This is a genomic window from Microcoleus sp. B13-B6, from assembly GCF_036705405.1.
In the GTDB taxonomy this organism is placed as follows: domain Bacteria; phylum Cyanobacteriota; class Cyanobacteriia; order Cyanobacteriales; family Microcoleaceae; genus Microcoleus.
In genome coordinates this window covers 25,309-46,595 of the sequence record NZ_JAUBUJ010000070.1, presented here as the reverse complement: position 1 = coordinate 46,595, position 21,287 = coordinate 25,309, and the positions used below count along the sequence as shown (strand labels likewise).

16 protein-coding genes and 2 pseudogenes are annotated in these 21,287 nt (G+C 45.2%); 7 read left to right on the top strand and 11 right to left on the bottom strand.

Going from position 1 to position 21,287, the window contains the following annotated elements; genetic code table 11:
- Positions 1-74: 74 nt before the first annotated feature.
- The 3 genes and pseudogenes from QUB35_RS26030 to QUB35_RS26020 form a co-directional block, all read left to right on the top strand.
- Positions 75-1,037, top strand: a pseudogene (locus tag QUB35_RS26030) (PP2C family protein-serine/threonine phosphatase); the annotation flags it as partial.
- A gap of 411 nt (positions 1,038-1,448) precedes the next feature.
- On the top strand, positions 1,449-2,909 hold the full coding sequence (locus tag QUB35_RS26025; RefSeq protein WP_333144551.1) for a DUF3370 domain-containing protein: 1,461 nt from the start codon (positions 1,449-1,451) through the stop codon (positions 2,907-2,909).
- 529 nt (positions 2,910-3,438) lie between these two features.
- Positions 3,439-4,746, top strand: a complete 1,308-nt coding sequence (locus tag QUB35_RS26020) for an acyltransferase family protein (protein ID WP_333144550.1) — start codon at positions 3,439-3,441, stop codon at positions 4,744-4,746.
- Positions 4,747-4,942: 196 nt separating this feature from the next.
- Here QUB35_RS26020 and QUB35_RS26015 read toward each other — a convergent pair.
- The 8 genes and pseudogenes from QUB35_RS26015 to recQ all read right to left on the bottom strand — a co-directional run.
- Positions 4,943-5,092 (bottom strand): annotated as a pseudogene (locus QUB35_RS26015) (transposase); the annotation flags it as partial.
- Positions 5,093-5,192: 100 nt separating this feature from the next.
- On the bottom strand, positions 5,193-6,488 hold the full coding sequence (locus QUB35_RS26010) for a dihydrolipoamide acetyltransferase family protein (RefSeq protein WP_333144555.1): 1,296 nt from the start codon (positions 6,486-6,488) through the stop codon (positions 5,193-5,195).
- A 173-nt stretch (positions 6,489-6,661) separates the two neighbouring features.
- Positions 6,662-7,102 (bottom strand): YlqD family protein, encoded by a 441-nt coding sequence (locus QUB35_RS26005; RefSeq protein WP_015179467.1) that lies wholly within the window; start codon positions 7,100-7,102, stop codon positions 6,662-6,664.
- 151 nt (positions 7,103-7,253) lie between these two features.
- Positions 7,254-9,203, bottom strand: a complete 1,950-nt coding sequence (locus QUB35_RS26000; RefSeq protein WP_333144549.1) for a long-chain fatty acid--CoA ligase — start codon at positions 9,201-9,203, stop codon at positions 7,254-7,256.
- A gap of 143 nt (positions 9,204-9,346) precedes the next feature.
- The gene (locus QUB35_RS25995; RefSeq protein WP_333144548.1) at positions 9,347-10,036 is read right to left on the bottom strand and encodes a hypothetical protein; all 690 of its coding nucleotides are present in this window, start codon (positions 10,034-10,036) and stop codon (positions 9,347-9,349) included.
- Positions 10,036-11,145, bottom strand: coding sequence for an AAA family ATPase (locus QUB35_RS25990; protein ID WP_333144547.1), 1,110 nt, complete (start codon positions 11,143-11,145; stop codon positions 10,036-10,038). The genes QUB35_RS25995 and QUB35_RS25990 overlap by 1 nt, the downstream gene beginning before the upstream one ends.
- Before the next feature lie 389 nt (positions 11,146-11,534).
- A complete protein-coding gene (locus tag QUB35_RS25985; RefSeq protein WP_333144546.1) occupies positions 11,535-12,692 on the bottom strand; it encodes a hypothetical protein in 1,158 nt (385 codons plus the stop codon).
- 43 nt (positions 12,693-12,735) lie between these two features.
- Positions 12,736-14,931, bottom strand: coding sequence for a DNA helicase RecQ (recQ, locus tag QUB35_RS25980; RefSeq protein ID WP_333144545.1), 2,196 nt, complete (start codon positions 14,929-14,931; stop codon positions 12,736-12,738).
- A gap of 97 nt (positions 14,932-15,028) precedes the next feature.
- Between recQ and QUB35_RS25975 the strand changes: the two genes are divergently transcribed.
- Together QUB35_RS25975 and QUB35_RS25970 are read left to right on the top strand one after the other, a co-directional pair.
- Positions 15,029-15,313 carry a DUF427 domain-containing protein gene (locus tag QUB35_RS25975; protein WP_190738299.1) on the top strand — a complete coding sequence of 95 codons (285 nt, stop codon included), beginning with the start codon at positions 15,029-15,031 and terminating at the stop codon, positions 15,311-15,313.
- 123 nt (positions 15,314-15,436) lie between these two features.
- Positions 15,437-15,568: a hypothetical protein gene (locus tag QUB35_RS25970; RefSeq protein ID WP_333144544.1), complete on the top strand. Its 132-nt coding sequence runs from the start codon at positions 15,437-15,439 to the stop codon at positions 15,566-15,568.
- Positions 15,569-15,806: 238 nt separating this feature from the next.
- On the opposite strand, the gene QUB35_RS25965 is transcribed toward QUB35_RS25970, so the two are convergent.
- On the bottom strand, positions 15,807-16,472 hold the full coding sequence (locus QUB35_RS25965; RefSeq protein WP_333144543.1) for an L-threonylcarbamoyladenylate synthase: 666 nt from the start codon (positions 16,470-16,472) through the stop codon (positions 15,807-15,809).
- Positions 16,473-16,547: 75 nt separating this feature from the next.
- Between QUB35_RS25965 and larC the strand changes: the two genes are divergently transcribed.
- Both larC and QUB35_RS25955 read left to right on the top strand, forming a co-directional pair.
- The gene (gene larC, locus QUB35_RS25960) at positions 16,548-18,002 is read left to right on the top strand and encodes a nickel pincer cofactor biosynthesis protein LarC (protein WP_333144542.1); all 1,455 of its coding nucleotides are present in this window, start codon (positions 16,548-16,550) and stop codon (positions 18,000-18,002) included.
- A gap of 165 nt (positions 18,003-18,167) precedes the next feature.
- Entirely contained in the window at positions 18,168-18,392 is a 225-nt protein-coding gene (locus QUB35_RS25955) for a Uma2 family endonuclease (protein WP_333144541.1), read from the top strand.
- A gap of 197 nt (positions 18,393-18,589) precedes the next feature.
- Here QUB35_RS25955 and QUB35_RS25950 read toward each other — a convergent pair whose 3' ends face one another.
- Both QUB35_RS25950 and QUB35_RS25945 read right to left on the bottom strand, forming a co-directional pair.
- Positions 18,590-18,793 carry a hypothetical protein gene (locus QUB35_RS25950; RefSeq protein ID WP_333144540.1) on the bottom strand — a complete coding sequence of 68 codons (204 nt, stop codon included), beginning with the start codon at positions 18,791-18,793 and terminating at the stop codon, positions 18,590-18,592.
- A gap of 36 nt (positions 18,794-18,829) precedes the next feature.
- Positions 18,830-21,178 carry a PhoX family phosphatase gene (locus QUB35_RS25945; RefSeq protein WP_333144539.1) on the bottom strand — a complete coding sequence of 783 codons (2,349 nt, stop codon included), beginning with the start codon at positions 21,176-21,178 and terminating at the stop codon, positions 18,830-18,832.
- Positions 21,179-21,287: the final 109 nt, after the last annotated feature.

The following is a 21,287-nucleotide window of genomic DNA, read 5'->3' as shown; positions in this document are numbered from 1 at the left end:
GACTAATTATGAAATGGAACCGAAAAATAAAAAATAAAGGTAACTTAGTTAATGCAGTTTAGATGTTTGACAGCTTAGGCATCTTATACCTAGAAAATAATTTAACAGCGGGCGCTTTTACGCGCGATCGCTTAGAAGTCCTCAACATCATTTCCGCCCAAGCTGCGATCTCCATCGAAAATGCCCGTCTCTATCAAACTTTAGAAGAAAAGGTGCAACAACGCACCGCCCAACTCGCCCAAGCAAACCAGGAAATTAGCAGTCTCAATAACAAACTTAAAGCCGAAAACCTCCGCCTCAGTGCTGAGTTAGAAGTCACGAAACGACTGCAACAAATGATCTTGCCCAAACAATCAGAACTTGATAAAATTAAAGGATTAGAAATAGCTGGATATATGGAACCTGCCGATGAAGTGGGTGGCGACTACTACGACGTGCTAACCCAAAATGATAAGGTAAAAATTACCATCGGCGATGTTACGGGACATGGTTTAGAAAGTGGCGTATTAATGATTATGGCGCAAACCGCCGTCCGCACTCTCCAACAAATGAACGAAACCGATCCGGTGAAGTTTCTTGATGTGTTAAACCGCACCCTTTATGCCAATATCGAGCGCATCGACTCGTCTAAAAACATGACCTTGGCTTTGTTAGATTATCAAGATAGTAACTTTACCCTCAGCGGTCAACATGAAGAAATAATTGTAGTCCGTACTGATGGTAACATCGAACGGATAGATACCACGGAACTCGGCTTTCCTCTGGGATTAGAGGAAGATATTGCTGATTTTGTTTGCCAAGTTGAAGTGCATCTTAATCCAGGGGATGTAGTAGTTCTTTACACAGATGGAATTACCGAAGCTGTAAATATAAATAAAGTGTATTACGGCATAGAAAGATTGTGCCATGTGGCCAAAGAAAATCGCCACAAAACGGCTGAAGAAATTCGACAAGCAGTAATTGATCATCTGCTGCAACATATTGACAAACATAAAGTTTTTGACGACATTACGTTGGTAGTCATAAAACAGAAATAACGCAAGTTGGTAATTGGTAATTGGTAAATTGTTTGAGCGTCCGACGATCGAAACCGACTTCACGCCCAACAATTTTGGAAATGGTGCGCGGACTCATACCAATTTTTTATGAGGCTGCATAGAATTCGATCCCCCCTAGCCAAGAGGGCGGGCACGGGGGCACCGCCCCTACTAAGGGGGGGACCGGAAGCTTCTTGAAGTCAACCCCTACTCCCCTTTTTAAGGGGGATTTAGGGGGATCGATATCTGTGCAACTTCACATTAAATTGGTATCAGGAAGGTGCGATCGAAAGCTGAGCGCCACGTCTGTGCTAAAATCCAAAATTCCTCAAACACATCAACCAACTTGTGGTAAAGTTTTGTGTCGATCGCCCGTTAGCGGAGTCCTCCCAGAGGATCGGTCAAATATCAATGCAAGTTCAGTTAAACGCGCTCACAGCAATGTTTTTGCCAATTTTCCCCCTAGCTCAAACAATCGCCGCACCTCCCGCCCAACAACAACTGCTGATCCAGCCAGAAGCCCCCCTACCCGAAAACCAACTGGATTTACCACCACAGCCAAGCAGCAGCTTGCTAAAAACGATAACTGTGCCCCAACAAGTGCGCGTTTTACCGGGAAAACTCGACAACATCCCGGTTTTCAACAGCAACAGTCCGGAAGTCGTGCAAACCGAAGGCATTTTGCTCTCCACATTTCCCCAGGAATCAAAACAAGTACCTTCGGCTCATTTAAACTTTGCCTTCAAAGGCCGATTTGACATCTTTGCCCACCACATCGCCAGGGCTAAAAATCGCGAAGAAACTCGCACCTTATTTCAAGGAATAATTGTCCACAATCCTAACTCCGAACCTGTTACTTTAAATGTCTTGCAAGGAGCAACTTATTTAACTCGGCCGGATGCCTTGTTTGTCGATTTGCCGTCGTATTTAGAAAATAGATTCGGCACTGTGTTTGCGGGGCCTGGAAGCCGCATCACGAGCGATGTATTGCGGGGGTTCAGACAAGCCATTTTGCCCGCTGCGATCGAGATTCCGGGCAATCAGAGCCGAATGCTGATGAATTTGCCGATACCTGTGGGGAATGTCACGCCTTCTTCCAACGGTCGATCGACCTTAATGCGAATGTCGAGCAGCAATTCGGTTTATGTAGCGTCATTAGCAATGTTTGCTCCTCAAAGTCAAGGAGGAGTCGAACAATATCCGACTTTAGAAGAGTGGGAAAATATTTTAAATACCAAAGGTTTAGCAGGGCCCAGAGATTTAGCACCAACTCCGAAAGGCGAAAATCCGGTGCAAAAAATTTATGGCCGCGTGGCAGGAGTCGCTGAAGGTTCCCAGTGGCAAGCTAAAATTACGGACAATTCGAGAACCGATTATTTAACTATTCCCAAGCGCGGCGAGTCATTTTCCTATGCTTTGAGCACAACGGATACGGGGACTTTTGGCACCGGTCAAATTCAAAGCGCTAAAATGTTAGCTCGCTATCCCGATACTGCTTATTCTGCTCACGGTAATTACGGGATTCAATACAACTTAACTTTTCCGCTTTACAACAAATCTCGTGAATCCCAATCTGTTAGCATTAAAATGCAAACACCCGTCAAGGCAAATACAGAAGCGGGGGGATTGATGTTTTACGATCCTCCTGAAAATCGGATATTTTTCCGAGGTACGGTGCGGGTGATGTTTAAGGATGATACGGGCAAGACTTTGACGCGCTACATTCACATCGTGCAGCGCAGGGGACAGCAGGGGGAACCTTTGGTGAATGTGAATATGAAGCCGGGGGAACGCCGTTTGGTGCAGGTGGATTTCTTGTATCCGCCGGATGCGACGCCGCCCCAAGTTTTGACTGTGCGATCGAGTAATTAGTTATTGGTTGACGGTTGGCTGTTGACGGTTGACGGTTGACTTTTGACTGTTGACTGTTAACCTTTTGGTTTTTGTGTTAATGAGTTAAGAGAAGCATTACAGTGGCTTGCAGCCGCATGAGGTACACTAAGCCAAACATTTTCAACAGCTTGCTGCGAGCTGACCGGTCAGATCGCACATGGGACGGATTTAGCCCAGAACTTATTACTTTTTTCATAAGCCGAAGTGTTTTTTAAGACAAGACCTTAACGCCATCTTTTGCCGCTTGCGAGTGTAAATCATCTTGTTGACAGCCAAGCAGCTTGTCATCTACCATAGGTATGGAATTTGATAGGACTTGAATTACTGGCAAGGTATAGAGAAATATCTGTTAGCTCTGACCAACAGAAGTTTGCCACCGGGTGTTCTATATCTCATTGCCCGAATTTTACATGAACTTTTTTAATATCTGGTTCCACACTAAGCATGGATGAGCTTTGAGCATTCAGTAATCATTAATGCCGTCTGGCAGGTAGAACGTTGAGTTGATATGAATACAGCACCTTTATTCGTGAATCATTATCAGACTAAACTTCAGATTGATAATCCTTTTTTCGATGTTTTTTTGGTAGTTGCTTTAATTGTCTTATTTTTCATTACTTTACGTCCGTCTTTTAATGACGATACACTATCTTCTTTGCAGACGAATCAGTTGAAGGGTTTTGCAATTATTCTGATCCTCTTTAATCACTTATGCTATTACACTGAACCTGCACCCTCTCTGTATGGAATTTGGTCAGAAGCTGGCATGGTTGGAGTTGCTATCTTTTTAATTTTTTCTGGGTATGGATTATCTATATCTATGCAAAATAAAGGAATTAAAGGGTTCTTCTTAAAAAGAGTATCCAGGATATTAATTCCCATAGTATTTGCTCTAGGGTTGCTGCTTTTTTTGAAAATATTATTAGAAGGAGTCGAGCAAAATATTTTGCTTGAGCTTCCACGAATATTATTTTTTATGTATAGCTTAGATGGTAAAACTTGGTTTATAATTTTTATTTTATTCTGGTACTGTCTCCTTTATTTAACTTTCAAATTTGGTCTTTCAAATCAGCATAAATTAATATTTTTATTCTTGATATCGCTGGCGCTAATTTCTATCCCAGAAACTATGTTTTTGGCAAAAGTAAATGCTTTCAGCTTTCCTTTTGGTTGCTGGATGGGACTAAATTCATCCTTGATCAAAGACAAAATTAATAAAATATTGAATGACAAAATATTAAGTTATATAGGTTGTATAGTAGGTAGTATTTTATTGTCCACATTCCTATTTAAGGCATCAGAGATATTCCACTTTCGTGCTTACTCGGCAATTTGGTCAATTTTAGTTTTAACTGTTATACTGTCTGGTTCTTGTATTATCTATCTTAGTGCTTTTAGGAAGGTAAAATTTAATTTGCCTGCAGAATTAATAGCTTGCACTTTTGTCGTTTCAATTTTATATCTAAATTATTTGAGTATGGTTTTTGACCTCGCTATTGAAGGACCAGCAAATATCTATTGGTGTTTAATTCGTAGTATTTTACACATTTCAATAAGTCTCACCTTGCTTTTTTTGATTTCTTTATTGACAAAATTTAAAGTTTACTCTCTATCTCTCTGCTTTTTAGGAGATATTTCTTTTGAATTATTTCTGACTCATAATACGTTCCTTATTCATTTTGACTTTATTTTGTTTAGGGGGCCTGTAGCTATAACCTTGGTCATTTACTTCTTACTTGTTTGTTGTCTTAGTTTGGTTTTAAAGCGACTCAGTGCTAAGACTGTAAGGGCGCTGAGTACAGCCTACCAAAAATAGCTAGACCAGATCGCAGACCTAATCCACCCGTAGATTTTTTCCGTCCTCATTACAGCGCTTTTCAACCGCATGAGGTACAGTAACAGCAATTAACAAACCAATTTTGAATGTCTTTAAGGGAAATAAGATATAAAGCATCTTTAAGGACTATTTCTAAAGAGTCGCGGCTGCTAATAACAAGAGAACGTAAAATTTATTTAAGTTTAGACCAAGAATTTTCAATTGGATTAAAATCAGGAGAATAAGGAGATAAATAAATAACCCTAGCTCCGGCTGCTTCAATGAGTTCTTGAATACCCTTAACTTTATGAGCAGAAAGATTATCCATCACAACAACGCCTCCCGGTCAGAGGCAAGGAACTAATATATCCTTAGTCAACTGCCAACAGTCAACTGTCAACAGTCAACTGCGAACTGTCAACAGTCAACTGTCAACAATTAACTAATTAAAGCGTCAAAGACTGAGGATTTGTCTCAATCAATTTCGCTAAATCTTGCAAGAAAGACGCCGCGTCAGCACCGTAAATAATCCGGTGATCGCAAGTAATATTCACCTGCATTTGCCGCTTCACTCCCATCAAACCATCCTCGTTTGCCACTACTTGCGGCCGCGAAGAGCCGATCGCCAAAATCGAGCCTTGATTCGGCGGCAAAATCGCGTCAAACTTGTCTACTCCAAACATTCCCAAATTGGAAAGAGTGAAAGTTCCCGTGCTGTATTCATCCGGCTTCAACTGCTTGGTGCGGGCGCGATCGACTAAATCCTTCCAAGTGCGGGAGAGCGAATAAATATCGAGGCGATCGGCATTTTGCAACACCGGCGTAATCAAACCGCCGCCATCCATCGCCACCGCTACCGCCACATTAATATCAGCGCGGTGTTGAATACCCGACTCCACATAACAAGCATTCAGCAGAGGATGTTTTTGTAAAGTTACTGCTACAGCCTTCGCCAGCATAGCCGTCATCGTGACGCCCTTGGACTTAATTTGTTTGTAGAGTTTGTCCAGATTATCAGTAGTAATTGTGTAACCCACGCGGAAAGACGGCACGCTCAAACTTGCTTCCATATTCCGCACCACCGCATTTTGCAGCGCATTCATCGGTACTCTTTGGCCCGAAAGTGCGATCGCCGGGACTGGTGCGGGTGCGGGTTTGGCTGCTGCGGGGGCGGGTGCTGCAGATGCCGGTGCGGGTGCTGCGGGAACTGTTACCGCTTGCTGAACCGGAGCTGGTTGAGCTTTGCCGGCTGCTGCTTCCACATCCTCTGCGACAATGCGACCGTTGGGCCCGCTGCCTTTGATAGAATTCAAATCTACTTTAAACTCTTTGGCTAACTTGCGAGCGCGGGGAGAAACGACGCTGCGGCCGTTTTGGCGGCTGACATTTTGCTGCAAACCTGCTGAGGATGTAGCTGCGCTCACAGGAGCGGGGCTGGGAGCGGGGGCGGCGGCTGCGGTTGGGGCGGCGGATCCTTGCTGCTGAGCTGCGGCGATTTCGGCTTCTGTTTCTGCTACCAGGGCGATTGCCGCTCCTACCGGAGCAACTTCGCCCGCCGGTACGATAATTATTGCTAAATAGCCTTCGTAGAAAGACTCGACATCCATGTCGGCTTTGTCGGATTCAACCACTACCACCGTTTCGCCTTTTTCTACTTTGTCTCCGGCGGATTTGACCCAGGAAACAATTTTGCCCTCTGTCATGGTAGAACTCAGGGCTGGCATGAAAACTTCGCGAATCATCTGTAAAAAGTCCTTTTGTGTTGGTAATAGGTAATCGGTATTTGGCAATTGATAATTGGCGATCGGCCACCGGCAATACTTATTATTATGCCAGTCTCTCGCATTCTTGATGTGTGACTGTTGACTCAAAATCAATTGCCAATTACCGATCGCCAATTACCACTTACCAATTTCTAAATATCACCTCGAATTTCTTCGACTATGCCGTCGCGGAGGAGTATTTCTACTTGCATTTTTTGAATCAAGTTTTCTCCGAGCCCGACAGTGAATGTGCCGTCAATTTGACCTTGACTCACTTCTTGTTCCAGGTCTAGCACCTGCACTTGCTGAAGCTGTTGCAGGTTTTGGTTTTTCTGTTCTAGCAGTTCGCTTTTTCTTTGATTCACCTGCACTTGAATGTTTTCTATTTGCTGCATTACTTGCGGGCCTGGGGGCTGCAGATTTTGCTTTTGGATTTCTGAAATCATCCGCTGCCCTTGCATTTCTAACTGTTGTAGCTGAGAGTCTATTTGGTTGATTTGGGCTTGGAGTTGCTGTTGAGCTTCTTCTTTCCAGCGGGGAGTAACGACGACTTTAACGTTAATCGATCGCTTCAAGAGTAATTGTGGTTCCATAAAGTTGTTGCTTGTCAATTAGGAATTAGGCATTAGTCCTGGGCCATTAGTTGGTAAATATGAACTAATGGCCCAGGACTGAGGACTCGGACTCGGGACTCGGGTGTTGGGATAATTTTTTCTTTTCCATTCCCCAAGTCCTGCGAATATTTCAAAACATCCCGTCAATCATATCGCGGTAGTGTTGCGTCACAACCGGGCGCTTAATTTTCAGGGTCTGGGTCAACATTCCATTTTCCATCGAAAATGGCTCCTGAATCAACCGGAACGGGCCGATGCGATCGTCCGCGCGGTATCCGGGGCGATTTTGCACCTCTCGGTTCAATTCTTTTCGGAATAAATCTTGAATAGTCTTGCTATTCCAGTCAATTTCGTGTAATGGGGGATTCTGAGTTTCTGCCCATTTCTGCACGGCTTCTGCATTGGGGACAATTAAGGCGCCGACTGATTTCTGGTCTTGACCTACTAGCATAATTTGGTCGATGTAGGGGCTGCGGAGGCAGGCGTCTTCTATGGGCTGGGGTTCGATGTTTTCGCCGTTGGTGAGGACGATCGTATCTTTGGCCCGCCCGGTCAAGATTAAGTCGTTTCCCGGTGTCAGCCAGCCCAAGTCGCCGGTGTCGAACCAGCCCTCGGAGTCGATCGCCTTGGCAGTCGCTTGGGGATTAAGATAATAGCCCTGCATAATTTGCGGCCCCCGCGCCAATACTAAACCGCGCTGGCCTGTGGGCAGTTGCTGTCTGGTTTCTGGGTCTACTATTTTAATTTCCGTATGGGCTAGAGGCTGTCCTGCGGAACCTTTAAGATTGTGCCAAGGGCGGCGCACAGTTAAAACCGGCGAAGTTTCGGTTAAACCGTATCCCACTAACAAACCGATATTCGCTATTTCAAAGAAATTGTCTATATGCGCGGCCAAAGAACCGCCACCGCTAATCGCCCATTTTAAGCGTCCCCCTGTAGCTTCCCTGACTTTTTGGTAAACCAGTTTTTCGGCGAGGGCGTGTACGGGCGACAACACAATGCTTTTGGTGCGGGCGATTAGTTTTTCGGAAGCAGAAGCCGGTTTCAAACTAAGAGTTAATCCTTGGAAAATGCGGCGGTTCTCGATGTATTGCTGGCTGGCAGATAACAGGAAATCCACCAATTTTTGTTTGTTAGGTGGCTGTTCCCGAAATTGCTTTTGTACGGCCTCATAAATCGATTCCCAGATGCGCGGAACGCTGACCATGTACTGGGGTTTGTAAGTTTTAAAGTCTTGTTTGAAATAGCGAATATTGGTGTAAATTTGCGTGCATCCTTGGGAAAGCAGGAAGTATTCGACGCTGCGTTCGTAGGCGTGCCAACTGGGCAGAATGCTGAGGGCGCCCTCGCCGGCTTCGGGCTGGAGAACAGTGCCCAAGGTGGTGAGTTGGTGCAGCAGGTTCCCGTGAGTCAGCATGACGCCTTTGGGTTTGCCGGTGGTGCCGCTGGTGTAGAGGAGGGTGGCGAGGGTTTGAGGCTTGTGGTTGGTGGGTTTGAGGGGACGGTTTGCCCCTGTGGTCATCACTTGGGAAAATTTGACTGTGTTGAGGGTTTGGCTGGTTTCCGGTTCTTCGTCGGAGAGGAGGACGATGAGTTGGATGGGCAAATCTGGGAGGCGGTGTTGCAGTTTTTTCAGTAATGCCAGGTTTTCGACTACCAAGGCGCTGCTGCCGCTGTCTTGGATGATGTATAGGAGTTCTTGAGGGTCGGCGGTGGCGCCTCGAACAACGTTCGCGGCCCCGGCCATCATGATACCTTGGTCGGCTATCAGCCAGCGGGGGCTGTTGTCTGCGAAGAGGGCGACGCGGGGAGGGACTGCTTCTTCGGGATTTGGTTCAATGCCGAGGGCTTGGAGGCCGGCGGCGAATTGCTGGATTTGTTGGTAGAGGTCGGTGTAGGTGAGTTTGATTTCTGGCTGGCTGTGGGGGTCGTGGAGGGCGACGGTTTGAGGAAATCGCTGTTTGACGATCGCCCAAATTTCGGGTATCGATCGAATGGAACTGTAATCGATTAGCTTGCTGAGGTTCGCGCGTTCGCGATCGGTCATTTGGGATGATGTGTAAGATGCTGGGTTGTTCATAGTTATTTTTGCGAGTTGTGCGAGATTAAAGTGTTTTATCTAAATCTAGTATGAAATGTATCCTAACTGTATCTGCTTGGGTAGGGACAGTTTGCAAATCTGTCTCTACCTTTTAATTTTTATTTTCTCTTATTTGTTGCCTTTTAAGTTGACACTTTTGGTTTAATTTTGTTACAGAAATCGATGAACTGACGGAAAGTAGTCAGTTGTTCGGGCTGAATTTGAATCCTTGTCAATAGTTGTTCCAAATAAAATGGCTTGAGTACATCTCCCGGTCGTTTTTTTGAATAGGTAATATTTTTAGCTTCAAATAACGCTCTCAAATAAGCTCCGTGAAACTGAGCGTGAGTATTAAAGTCTTGATATCTGCCCATATTTTCGGGACAGTTAACTGAAACATCGTAATATTTAGTATAATCTAGCAAAGGTTTGTTTTGAGGATTTCTGGAATAAATCTTCCGATTACCCAACAGCCAAGTTTCCAAGCAGCGATTCTGAAATATCAGCACAAGTTCTGCATTGTATAATTTCAATTTCTGCTCAGTTAAAAAATCATAAATTTCTGTTGTGAGTTCGGCAACAGTATTTTCCTCGGCATCGAGACATACTACAAAATAGCTGTATTTTCCGTTTGAGTTAATTTCGGCGATCGAACGCGGGATAAAATCGTATATTAATGAAGGATATCCTTCACCGCTAATCAAGTAATAATTTTTTTCATTCACATCATCGCAATTATCAACTCGCTGCAATTCCGGTAAAAGATGAGCCAGCCATGCAGGATAAACTTTTCTCTCGGATTGCTTCCCTTCGACTAAAAAATACAGATTCATCAAACTTTAATTCCCTCGCTGTATTCTTCTAGATTAATCAGTTGCGTAAAAGCTTGATGCCTCGATTTTCCCAACTTCAAATCTTTAGCATCTATCACAGTTACAACCCCACCTTTGCGAGTGACTATTTTCCAGTGCTCCATCCCAATATTATTGATTATGTAGGGATGGTGGCTGGTAAGAATGAATTGAATATTTCTATTTTCTACAATTAAATCTGTCACCACATCAATACAGTTAATCCCCAAGCTGTTTTCAAATTCGTCGATCAGGATTACAGTGCCTTCGGGCGACAAGTACAGTTCACTAATATGAATTAGCGTTTTCAGCATTCCTGATGAAATGTTATTTTGAAATATCCAATCAGTGACACCTTTCTCTTTTATCTGAATGGGAAAACTCGTAAATGATGAAGTGTCATCTTCTACCGCTTCTATTTTTACATCTTCAACTTGAGGAAATATTTCTATAAATGTGCGTTTAATGTTATTAAAAACCTCTGAGTAGTCGCGATAAATAAAAGCGAGTTTAATTTGAAGTGGCAAGTTGCTTGCTTTAAGGTTATCCAAGGCAATCTCAATTTTTGAAATTGTTGTCCTCATGATATCGTAAAAACCATCAAGGGAACTCATATTGTTTATAACTATTTGATTAAAAGCCTGGTGAACAGGTGAAATATCTTCCTCTTGATTTAAAATTTCAACAGCACTTTGAAATGGCGATAATTTAGGAGTTTTATTCCCGTTAAGTATAATTTCATTAGCTATTCTGTCTATAATTACATTTCCCTGTCTCCCTAAATATTCTCTAATAATCCTAAATTCATTAGTTTCGTCTTCCTTATCAAGAATCATGGGCAGATTTTTTTTTGTTTCAAATTGACCTTGCCAGCGGTACTCAACATTATTTACTGTCGAGAATGTAATATCCCAACCTAAACCATTTGAGGACTCACCATTGGCTATCTCTTTTAAACGCAAAATTCCTTGCAAAATTTGTGTTTTGCCCACACCAGATACCCCAACTAATAAAGCCAAGTTGGAAAAATATATCGGTTCAAAACGCCACTCTCGTAAATTATCCCAAAAAGCTAATTTTTTAATTCTCATTTCCGCGTCCCCTCAATTATTTGCGTCCCTCAGTATTTATCAGCCTGCATCTGCGGTTAAAAACTCCCCTCAAAAACCGATTCCAGCCCCATCTCCATCAATTCTACTATAGCAATCCTAAATGATTCAGATAAATTTGTAGGGGTAGTGCTACCCCTACTCCCCGTGCCTACCCCCTATCTATCGGGGCAACCACGGGGGGATTGCCCCTACAATAATTAGGCGAATGATTTAGGGTTGCTATAGATGCCGAGCAAACGAGTACATACATCGATGATCGCACTTTAACATAACTGGGTGCTGATGGCGCACCTTACCCCACAATAAAATTGAACTATGAGTGGAACAGGCATCTTGCCTGTTCATGAAACTCGTGCAATATCTCAGATTTAAGCAACATGGCGCGGTGAATCAACCATCGGCGCAGTACCAAACAAATGTCTGAGATAACTGCGACTGAGCTCGCGGTTCCAGCGCCGCAGACGCACCATCACTCGCGTGAATGTAAAAGTCAATTCCACCACCAAAGAAAGCTGTTTGAGACTGAGTGAATTATTAAACACATCATTACCGTGCGTGCGTTCAATCTGATGGTGTTTCAGCAAAGCAATCAAGTTTTTAGTAGAGCCTTTCAGTTGATTGAAATAACTCTGGAAGAAGGCCCAGCGGCTGAAACCCCAAAACTTAGCCAAATGATTGATCTCATCCTGTAAAGGCTGGGAAATTGCCTGTTGCAACGCTCCTGTTGAGTGTACCATCAACCATAAATAAACAGAAGTAGCTCCCCACTCGGTACTCAAGCGACTAATCACGTGTTTGTAGGTATCTTGCCAAGCGTCACCTGTGGATTGACAACCATTAACAGAGTTGGGTTTAACTTGCAGTTTTTCTGCTGTAAGTTGCTGGTAAATTTTTCTAAATGTCGGGCAATGTTGGCGTTCTTCTTTTTCCCAGACACCTATCTCTAGAATGTTGCCGTTGTCATCAAAAATTCCTCCCATAAACCGCGCCATTTGCGGGTAAATATGCTGTAAGTAGCACCAACTTTCTCTACCGTAGCTGTGGATGGGAGCTTCAATTTCTGCCGCACTTGCCAAAATTTGTAAAAATATTTCTGGCTTGACACCAATAATTTGGTCGCGAGTGATTCGTTGCCAATCTATGGGTTCCCAAGGGCGGGGATGCGGGTTGGAAAATTGCTGGGGTAGATCGGAAAGTCGATCGCTCAAAACTTCCAATGACATATAATGGTCGATGAGGGAGTTAATCCTTGCCCGACTTTGCAAGTAGCGAGGGCTTTGATACTGATTTCCAGCCAAATCAATTGTATACACCTTACCAGTAGCTTTCATTGTTTCTGCCTGTTCGTAACTTTTACAGCTATTGTGCAAAAGGCATTTGGGAAGCGGCAATGAGTAAGCTGCAGGCTGCTCAATTACTACGAGTTGCTTGGAGTTAGCCGAACTCAGGTGAAGCGGCATGAAGTAGGGTGAACTACACAACACATGATAGCCGTAATCTGCGCCGAAGAGTAGCTTTCCTCCCATCAATTATCTGCGTGCATCAGCGTTAATCAGCCTACATCTGCGGTTAAAAACCCACATAATTTTGCCGCCACCAAGCGCGCACAAACTTAATCTCCTCAAACGTATAACGTTCTTCCAAAAAATCATAAATTGCTCTCAGTTTTTCATCCCCCATAACTTCAATAGCGTACACTATCGCCTGCTGGCGTTCCGGTTCCACTAACAAATTTATATCAACTTCCCTGCCCATTTCCATCAATTCTATCAGATGCCCCGAAATAGTATTAGGACTCATACCCCGCGCATTCGCTATTCCTTGAACTGTCAAGCCTTGTCGGTATAATTCCCAGGTTTGCATCTGCGAATAAGACGCAATGTTGGGAAGATTGGGAAGATTAGCAACATCAGAAGATGCAGTACCATTCGGCAATCCTTGTTCTTGGCAAAAATTGCGAATGGCCTCCAAGAAAACCTTACCGTACTTATCTCGCTTGTTGCTACCAACGCCGTAAACATCCTCGAATTCTCTGAGATTTTGCGGGCGTTTTTCTGCCATGTCTCGCAAGCTTTTATCAGCAAAAACCACGTAAGGTGGCACAAATTGTTCGTCGGCAATTTGTTTGCGTAGCGTCCGCAGTATGGTAAATAAAGCTTCTACTTCTACTGCCAAAGAACGAACTTTCGCCTGTACTTCCCGCTGCGGTTCAATGGCGATTTCAACTGTGCGCTGACGTTTCATAATTTCCCAACTTTTTTCATTCAGTTTTAAAATGGGAAACCCGTCTGTTCTTTCCTCTAAAAAACCTTGATTTACCAGCGATCGACTCAACTTTTTCCATTCATCAGCACTTCTATCTTTGCCTATTCCGTAAGTAGAAAGTTGGTGGTGCTGGTATTGCAATACTTTTTGATTTTTTGAACCGCGCAGCACGTCTATAATATGATTCATGCCGAATTTTTCTTGGCATCTCGCGACGCAAGAAAGAAATTTCATTGCCTCAATCGTCCAATCTTCTACTGGTTTTTGGTTGCAACAGTTATCGCAAGTACCGCAGTTTCCGGGGAATGAATCGCCAAAATAACTTAACTGGATTGTGCGGCGGCACTCGGTGGATTCTGCATAGTTGATTACTCGCCGCAACTGTTGGCGGGCAATTCGTTGTTCTTGCGGGTCAGGTTTTTGCTCGATGATGTAGTCGATCATTTTGACATCGCCGTAGCCAAAAAATAAGCTGCAATGGGCGGGTTCGTTGTCTCGGCCTGCGCGGCCAGATTCTTGATAGTATCCTTCGAGATTCTTGGGTAAGTCGTAGTGAATTACAAACCGCACGTCTGGTTTGTTAATGCCCATACCGAAGGCTATTGTGGCTACCATTACTTGCACGTCGTCGCGAATGAAGCGGGTTTGATTTGTGGCGCGAGCGACATCGTTCATGCCAGCGTGGTATGGTAAGGCTTGGATGCCGCTTTGTTGCAATTTATAGGCAACTTCGTCAACTTTTTTGCGACTGAGGCAATAGATAATTCCCGAACCGCCTTTTTTTTGGATGATTTGCAAAACTTCGGCAAAACTGTGCTTGGTTTTGGGGCGAACTTCGTAGTATAAATTGGGGCGGTTGAAGCTGGCGACGTGGATGTAGGGATTTCGCAGAGTTAACTGCTGGATTATGTCTTGGCGGACGCGCTCGGTGGCGGTGGCGGTTAGTCCCATAATGGGAATGTCGGGATATCGATCGCGCACTCGCTGCATTTGCCTGTATTCTGGTCGAAAGTCGTGCCCCCATTCCGAAACGCAGTGGGCTTCGTCGATCGCAAATGCCGAAATTCCTAACTTATTTGCTACTATATCTAAAAACGGTAAAAATCTCTCACCCAGCAAGCGTTCGGGTGCAACGTAGAGCAATTTAATCTTACCTTCGAGAATTGCTGTTTCGCGCGATCGGGTTTCCTGAGAGCTCAAAGTGCTGTTGAGAAAAGTCGCCCCAATTCCATTATCCTGCAAAGCCTCCACCTGGTCTTGCATCAGAGCAATTAACGGCGACACAACCACTGTCAATCCCGGTTTCAACAGTGCCGGTAATTGAAAACACAAAGACTTGCCACCGCCAGTCGGCATGACAATCATCATATCCCGTTTTTGTAAAGCAGCTTCGACAATTTCCTGCTGTCCCGGACGGAAAGAGTCATAGCCAAAAAAATGTTTAAGAGCTTGTTCCAGGGACAGTGGCACAGAAGATATTGGCGGATGAGACGCTGACATTTGCAGTAGTTGGTTGTTGGCTTCTCAACTATTCTATGCCTTTTGAGCACAAATACAGTTACAATAATTGAGAATCTCAATTTAAGCAGAAAAACTGATGCCGAAAGCAATTTGGAATGGTGCCGTTTTGGCCGAGAGCGACAAGTGCGAAATTGTAGACAACAACTATTATTTCCCCGCCGATGCCATCAACCGTGAGTATTTCAAGGACAGCAGCACTCACACTACTTGCGGTTGGAAAGGTGTTGCTAGTTACTACAGTGTCGAAGTCGGCGGACAAGTGAATAAAGACGCTGCGTGGTACTATCCTACTCCGAAAGATGCTGCTAAAAATATTGCCGGATATATTGCTTTTTGGAAAGGAGTTAAGGTAGAAGCTTAGGTTTTTTCCGCAGGTTTGTTAGCTGGCGATTCCGACAGGCCGCCAGGGAATTAATTCCCTGGCTCATAGCTGAAGTCGTCTTAAGACGACTGTGGAAATTAGGGAGGAATAGGGAGCATCTCAATGAAAGCAGGCAAGCTAGAAATTGGAGTTTTGAGGCAGGAGGCAGGAGGCAGGAGGCAGGAGGGAAGAGGCAGGAGGGAAGAGGGAAGAGGAAGAAGGAAGGAGCCAGAAGAAGTGTTTTTACAAATATGAGATGCTCCCGAGGAATAACATAAGTTGCGATAAGTTCAAATAGAAATAATATCTAATATCTACTGATAGCGATTGCTCCTCTGATAATTGTCAATGCTTTAAAATATAGGACAGAGCTTAATTAAATTCAATACCATAACCGCTATATTTAACAGTCCTCTTTGAGAGGACTTTCGCTATGAGACGGGGGTTTTGAACCCCCGGCGGACTGTTGGAGAAGCGAAAGCATCCTCAAATTTTAATCTTTTTCCCAAACGGCGACAGCTTCCGCACCCAAACCACGACGAACAACAATCGGTTCGCTTTCTGTCAAATCGAGAATGGTAGAAACTTGATATCCCGGATCGGAACCGTCATCGACAATGACATCTACTAACTTTGAAAAACAGTCAAAAAGTTCAGCTTTGCCAAAACTTTCTCCTTTTCCTGCTGGCACGGGTGCTGCACCTTCATCATCCGTGGTAATGTTAGCGGATGTTGAAATAATTGGATTTCCCAAGGCTTCCAACAGTGTAAAACAAAGCCGCTGGTCGGGAACGCGAATTCCAGTGGTTTTCCGTTTTGGGTTCATTACCAACCGTGGCACTAACTTGGTAGCTGGCAGCAGAAATGTATAAGGCCCAGGTATTAACCGCTTGATAATTCTGTATGCTTCATCGCTGACGACAGCATAGTCGGTGATATTTGACAGAGAGGAACACAGGAACGTTAAAGGCTTATCATTGGATAGTTGCTTGATCTGCCTGACTCGTTCTACAGCAGACTTGGAGTTGAGATCGCAGCCGATCGCGTAAACTGTATCTGTCGGATAAAGCATCACTGCCCCATCTTTCAGAGCTTTTTGAATTTTCTCGATCCGGTCTCTTTGGGGTGCAACTGGATGCACTTCGTAAAAAGTTGCCATGTTAAGATATTGCAGGCTAAGTGGGCGATCGAAATATCGAGTGAAACAATCAATGCTAAAAATTAATTGTTAACAATGAACAAAATAGCTTATTTTGACTGTCCAACCGGCATTGCTGGCGATATGTGCATCGGAGCTCTCATCCACGCCGGCGTTCCTTTAGAATACCTAATCGAAAAACTCAATTTGCTCGGCATTTCGACAGAGTACCAGTTGCGGACGGAATTAGTCCACCGGAATACTCAACAAGCAACTAAATTTTATGTCGATTTAGCTGCGGATTTGTCGTTAAAACCAGAAAATCCCGCTACCGAACTCGATCCCTCGGAAACCGAATCCCCGACTTTCGACGCCCGCCACCACCATCATCACGGGGAAGAACATTCTCACAGTCACGGCGAAGCAGATGCCGAAATTAGCCACAGTCATCACCGCAATTTACCCGAAATTGAGCAAATCATCGTCTCTGCAAAATTGCCTCCGCGCGTGGAAGCCTGGAGTTTGGCCGTATTTGGCAAATTAGCAGAGGCAGAGGCTGCAGTACACGGTATCCCCGCAAGCGAGGTTCACTTTCACGAGGTGGGGGCGACGGATGCAATTATTGATATTGTCGGTACTTGTTTGGGTTTGGATTGGTTGGATATTCAGGAGTTTTACTTTTCGGCGATGCCGACTGGTGGCGGTACGGTGAAGGCGGCCCACGGCCGATTAGCGGTGCCGACGCCGGCGGTGATGCGATTGTGGGAAACGCACCAAGTGCCGGTTTATAGCAATGGGATCGATCGCGAATTGTGCACTCCTACGGGAACTGCGATCGCCTGTACTCTCGCCGCTAGTTTCGGGCCACCACCGTCGATGCAAATTCAGGCGATCGGTTTGGGTGCAGGTTCTCGAAACCTGGCAATTCCTAATATTTTGCGCCTCTGGATTGGGGAGAAGTCAGAAGGGGAGAGGGGGAGAGTGGGAGAGGGGGAGAGTGGGAGAGTGGGAGTGGGGGAGAGTGGAGGAAAGACGGGTAGTCATTCCCAATTCCCGATGCCCCATGCCCGATTCCCAATGCCCAATGCCCCATTCCCAATGCCCAATTCCATAGAAACTATTACGGTGTTGGAAACGCAAATTGATGATTTGAGTCCGCAGGCGATCGGCTATGTTTTTGATGCTTTGTTTACCGCCGGAGCTCTGGATGTTTTTACTGCCCCAATTGTGATGAAAAAGTCGCGGCTGGGGGTTTTGTTAACTGCGATTTGTCATCCAGAATTTCAGGATGCTTGCGAAGCTGTGATCTTTCGCGAGACTACTACTTTGGGAATTAGGATCTCGACTCAACAGAGAACTATTTTACACCGAGAAATCCAGACAGTTAAAACAGAATACGGCGAAGTCAAGATAAAAGTTGCGAAGTCTGGAGAAACGATTGTTAATGTACAGCCGGAATACGAAGATTGCGCGGAAATTGCCCGACTTAAAAATATTAGTTGGCGGGAAGTTCACCGCTTGGCGCTGCAAAGTTGGTACGATCGCACTTAATCCATTACAGGAACTTACATCTTGCAGCATTTTTAGGAACAGGCAAGATGCCTGTTCCACAAGAATTTAATTCAACCAATAAGAAATAACAAATAACTAAAGCCTAGGGTTTGGTAAAATTTGGTGTTGCCATTGCTCGAAAGCGGGGATTTTTGAGCGATCGTCTTGTTCAACGATCGCGACATTAAATTTGCTAAATACCGCCAATTTTCAACACTGCAAGAGTATGTCGTGGTGCAAGTTGAACAGCCCGGAGTAGAAATGTTTCGGCGCAATCAACAGGGGCAATGGGTTCTATTCGAGTATGGTTTAGGCGATTGCTTGCAACTTGAATCGGTGAATATAGAAATTGCGATCGCCGATTTATATCGCCAAGTAGAATTTTCTTAAAAATTTACCTGTTAAGGGATTTGATATTAATTATCCTAGCAATTTTTTTAATCATTTGAACGAACCGCGAAGACACGAAGATCGCGAAGAAAGAACAGTATAGCAATCCTCGCATTATTTGTGAATTTCTTACTCCCTCCCCTTGATAAGGGGAGGGTTGGGGTGGGGTAAAAAATTTACGACTCCTGCAATGATTGCTATATCTTTTTCTTTCTCTTTCTTCGCGTCCGCGTGCCTCGCGGTTCATTTAATCTTACTCCCGATTCGTAAAAAACTCGGTTTCTGGGCCCCGATGCGTAAGTCCAATTTAAACTGAGATATTGCACCATTCTTAATAAGCTTTTTATGAACAGGCAAGATGCCTGTTCCACAAAGAGTGAATTTTCTTGTGGAACAGGCATCTTGCCTGTTCTTGAGAATGGTGCAAGATGTGAGATTTAAACAAACTGGCCCGTTGGAGTCGATCGCACCCGACGAATTCCAATCACCGACGGCATCGGCGATCTGCGCCGATCGTTCTCAATATTACTGGGCCACAAACTGCCGCGAGCAACACTACGAGTCTGATTGAAAACAGCACCGTTCAAATCCAACATTTCAATTTGCCGACTCAGTACAGTACCATCATCGATCGGGCAATCTTCCCCAGGATGCTGCACCGCAAGCAACAGCGTATCTCCCACAAAAGTCGGCCCAGTCATTTCGCACCGATTCGGGCCGTAAGCAAACGGAATTACTGTTCCTGCATTCGGCCCAGAAGTCGGAATATAAAACAGCCAATTGTTGCCGAAAACTCCAGTAAAATCTGACACATTTCCCGTCTTTTTATGGTCGATCGTCGTTGGCTTTCCAGCCGCACCGACATCAAAACCGTTGTGCGTGCTCGTAGACATATCAGTGACGCCCCAAACATTGCCTTGAGTGTCAAAAGCCAAATTATCTACACTAGCAAATCCCGCCCCAGCTACCGAACCCGCTTCTCCGCCTTGAGCCAAACGCTGCCAGCGGAACGTCAAACCTGCACCGTCTGGACTGTCTTCAATTATTTTGTACAGTCCTCCCGACTGCTGGGTGCTGTTGACGGCGCTACCGTATTTAGCAACAGTAAAAATGCGAGAATCTGGATAGCCGTCGCTTCCGGGTGCGGCGTCCGTATAAGCAATGAAAACTTCCTTAGTAGTAGGATTAACTTCCAAATCTTCCGGCCGCGCCGTCGGAGTGCCACCCATCAAATTAGCAGCTAAGAAAGCATCAACTAAAACTGCACCTTGGCTGCTGTAGAAATTAGCCAGAGTTTTATTTTGGTAGCCCGGAATTGCTGTTGCTTCATTGGTTGTATCTACTACAAAAGAACCACCGTCTTCGGTTTGACCCGCAATTCCGGCGCGTTTGGGCAAGCGAGTATTTGCATCTCTTTGAGCTTTGCCAAAACTTGCTAATTCCGCCTCTCCAACTTTAGAAGGACGCACCGGATTTGTCGGGGTATTTAATGTCAGTGGCAGCCATCTTCCAGTACCGTTGCGGTTATATTGGGCCACGTACAAAACCCCATCTTCAAACAATCGGCTGTTGTTTTTATCTGCGGGATTCGTGACAGTACCGTTGCTGACAAATTTCCAGGTGTGTCCGCCGCGTCGATCGTCCCCCATGTACACTACTAATCTGCGGCCTGCTTCAGCGCGAATCGCGACGTTTTCGTGGCGGAAACGGCCCAACCATGTGTGCTTCCGGGGGCGGAAACTCGGATCTAGGGGATCGACTTCTACCATCCAGCCGTATTTTTCGCCGACTAAGCCGAATTCCTCACCGATAGTGCCCTTGGCGTAGCCCGTTTGGCCACCGTTGGGTTTGATGTTTTCCTGAACTCCGACGAAGAATAGTTCGCTACCTTGGAAGTTTTCTTCGGCGGAGAGGATTGTGTCCCAAGGGGTTGTGGCGCCGGAACAGTTGTAAGCTGTACCGATGATGCGGTTGCCGAGTCCGTCGGTGTTGACTTGCGCGAAGACTTGGGTAGCTGCAGGGCCCGTACCTGTAAGATAGTTGTCGTCGCCTTGTCTGGTTCCCCAGGAGGTGACATCTTTGTATTTGTCGGTACGCTGGCTGTTGATGCCGAGCCCGGAAAGTCCGTGGATACGGCGGTTGAGGGAGTCGCCGGCGATCGCCTGAAATCTACCGTTGGCTTGTTTGGTAATGCGGACGATCGAACCACCGAGATTGTACAGAAATTCGCCGAGGGTATCCCGATTCTTTACCGATAAGTCTATACCGAGGACAGCGCGATCGGTTGCTGGAAATGATGCCACATCTGACGGGGCTTCCGGCGCCACTTTCGACATCGGGAAGGATACATACTCGTGGTTAACCCAGAGATAACCGTCCTCATTGCTGCCGCGAAGGCCTACGAAGCCGGTGTAGTCGTTGTTGTAGCCGAAATAGTCTGCCGGATTGGGAAAAACTCGATCGCCCCAGCGGACAATCATGTAACGTTCGTATTCCGGCGGCACAACCACATCGTCAACAACGCTGTAACTCGTTAATCTAGTATCCTGCGAGGCAGCCATCACGGTTCCCTGTCCCCCCGGCGCCATCGCCATGAAGCTGGGCATTTCTCGATAAATCGGCAGCGGGTGGGGAAGTCTTACAGGAGTGAAAGATGTCGGAACTACAGCTTCAGCAGCGCTGGAATTGATGCTGAACAGTTTTTGAGTTAGCCCAGGAGCAAGCACAGTGGTAGCCGCACTGCTGCCGAAGAAAATTAGCAGTTGTCGGCGAGTTATTTTAGACATAAATTCCTTTTCAAACCAACATCTCTAATCTGATGATTCCGTATGAAACTCTATCACTTTTCAATTAAGGGAAGTTTACCTGAAGGTTAATTAAAAGTGGGAGATATTT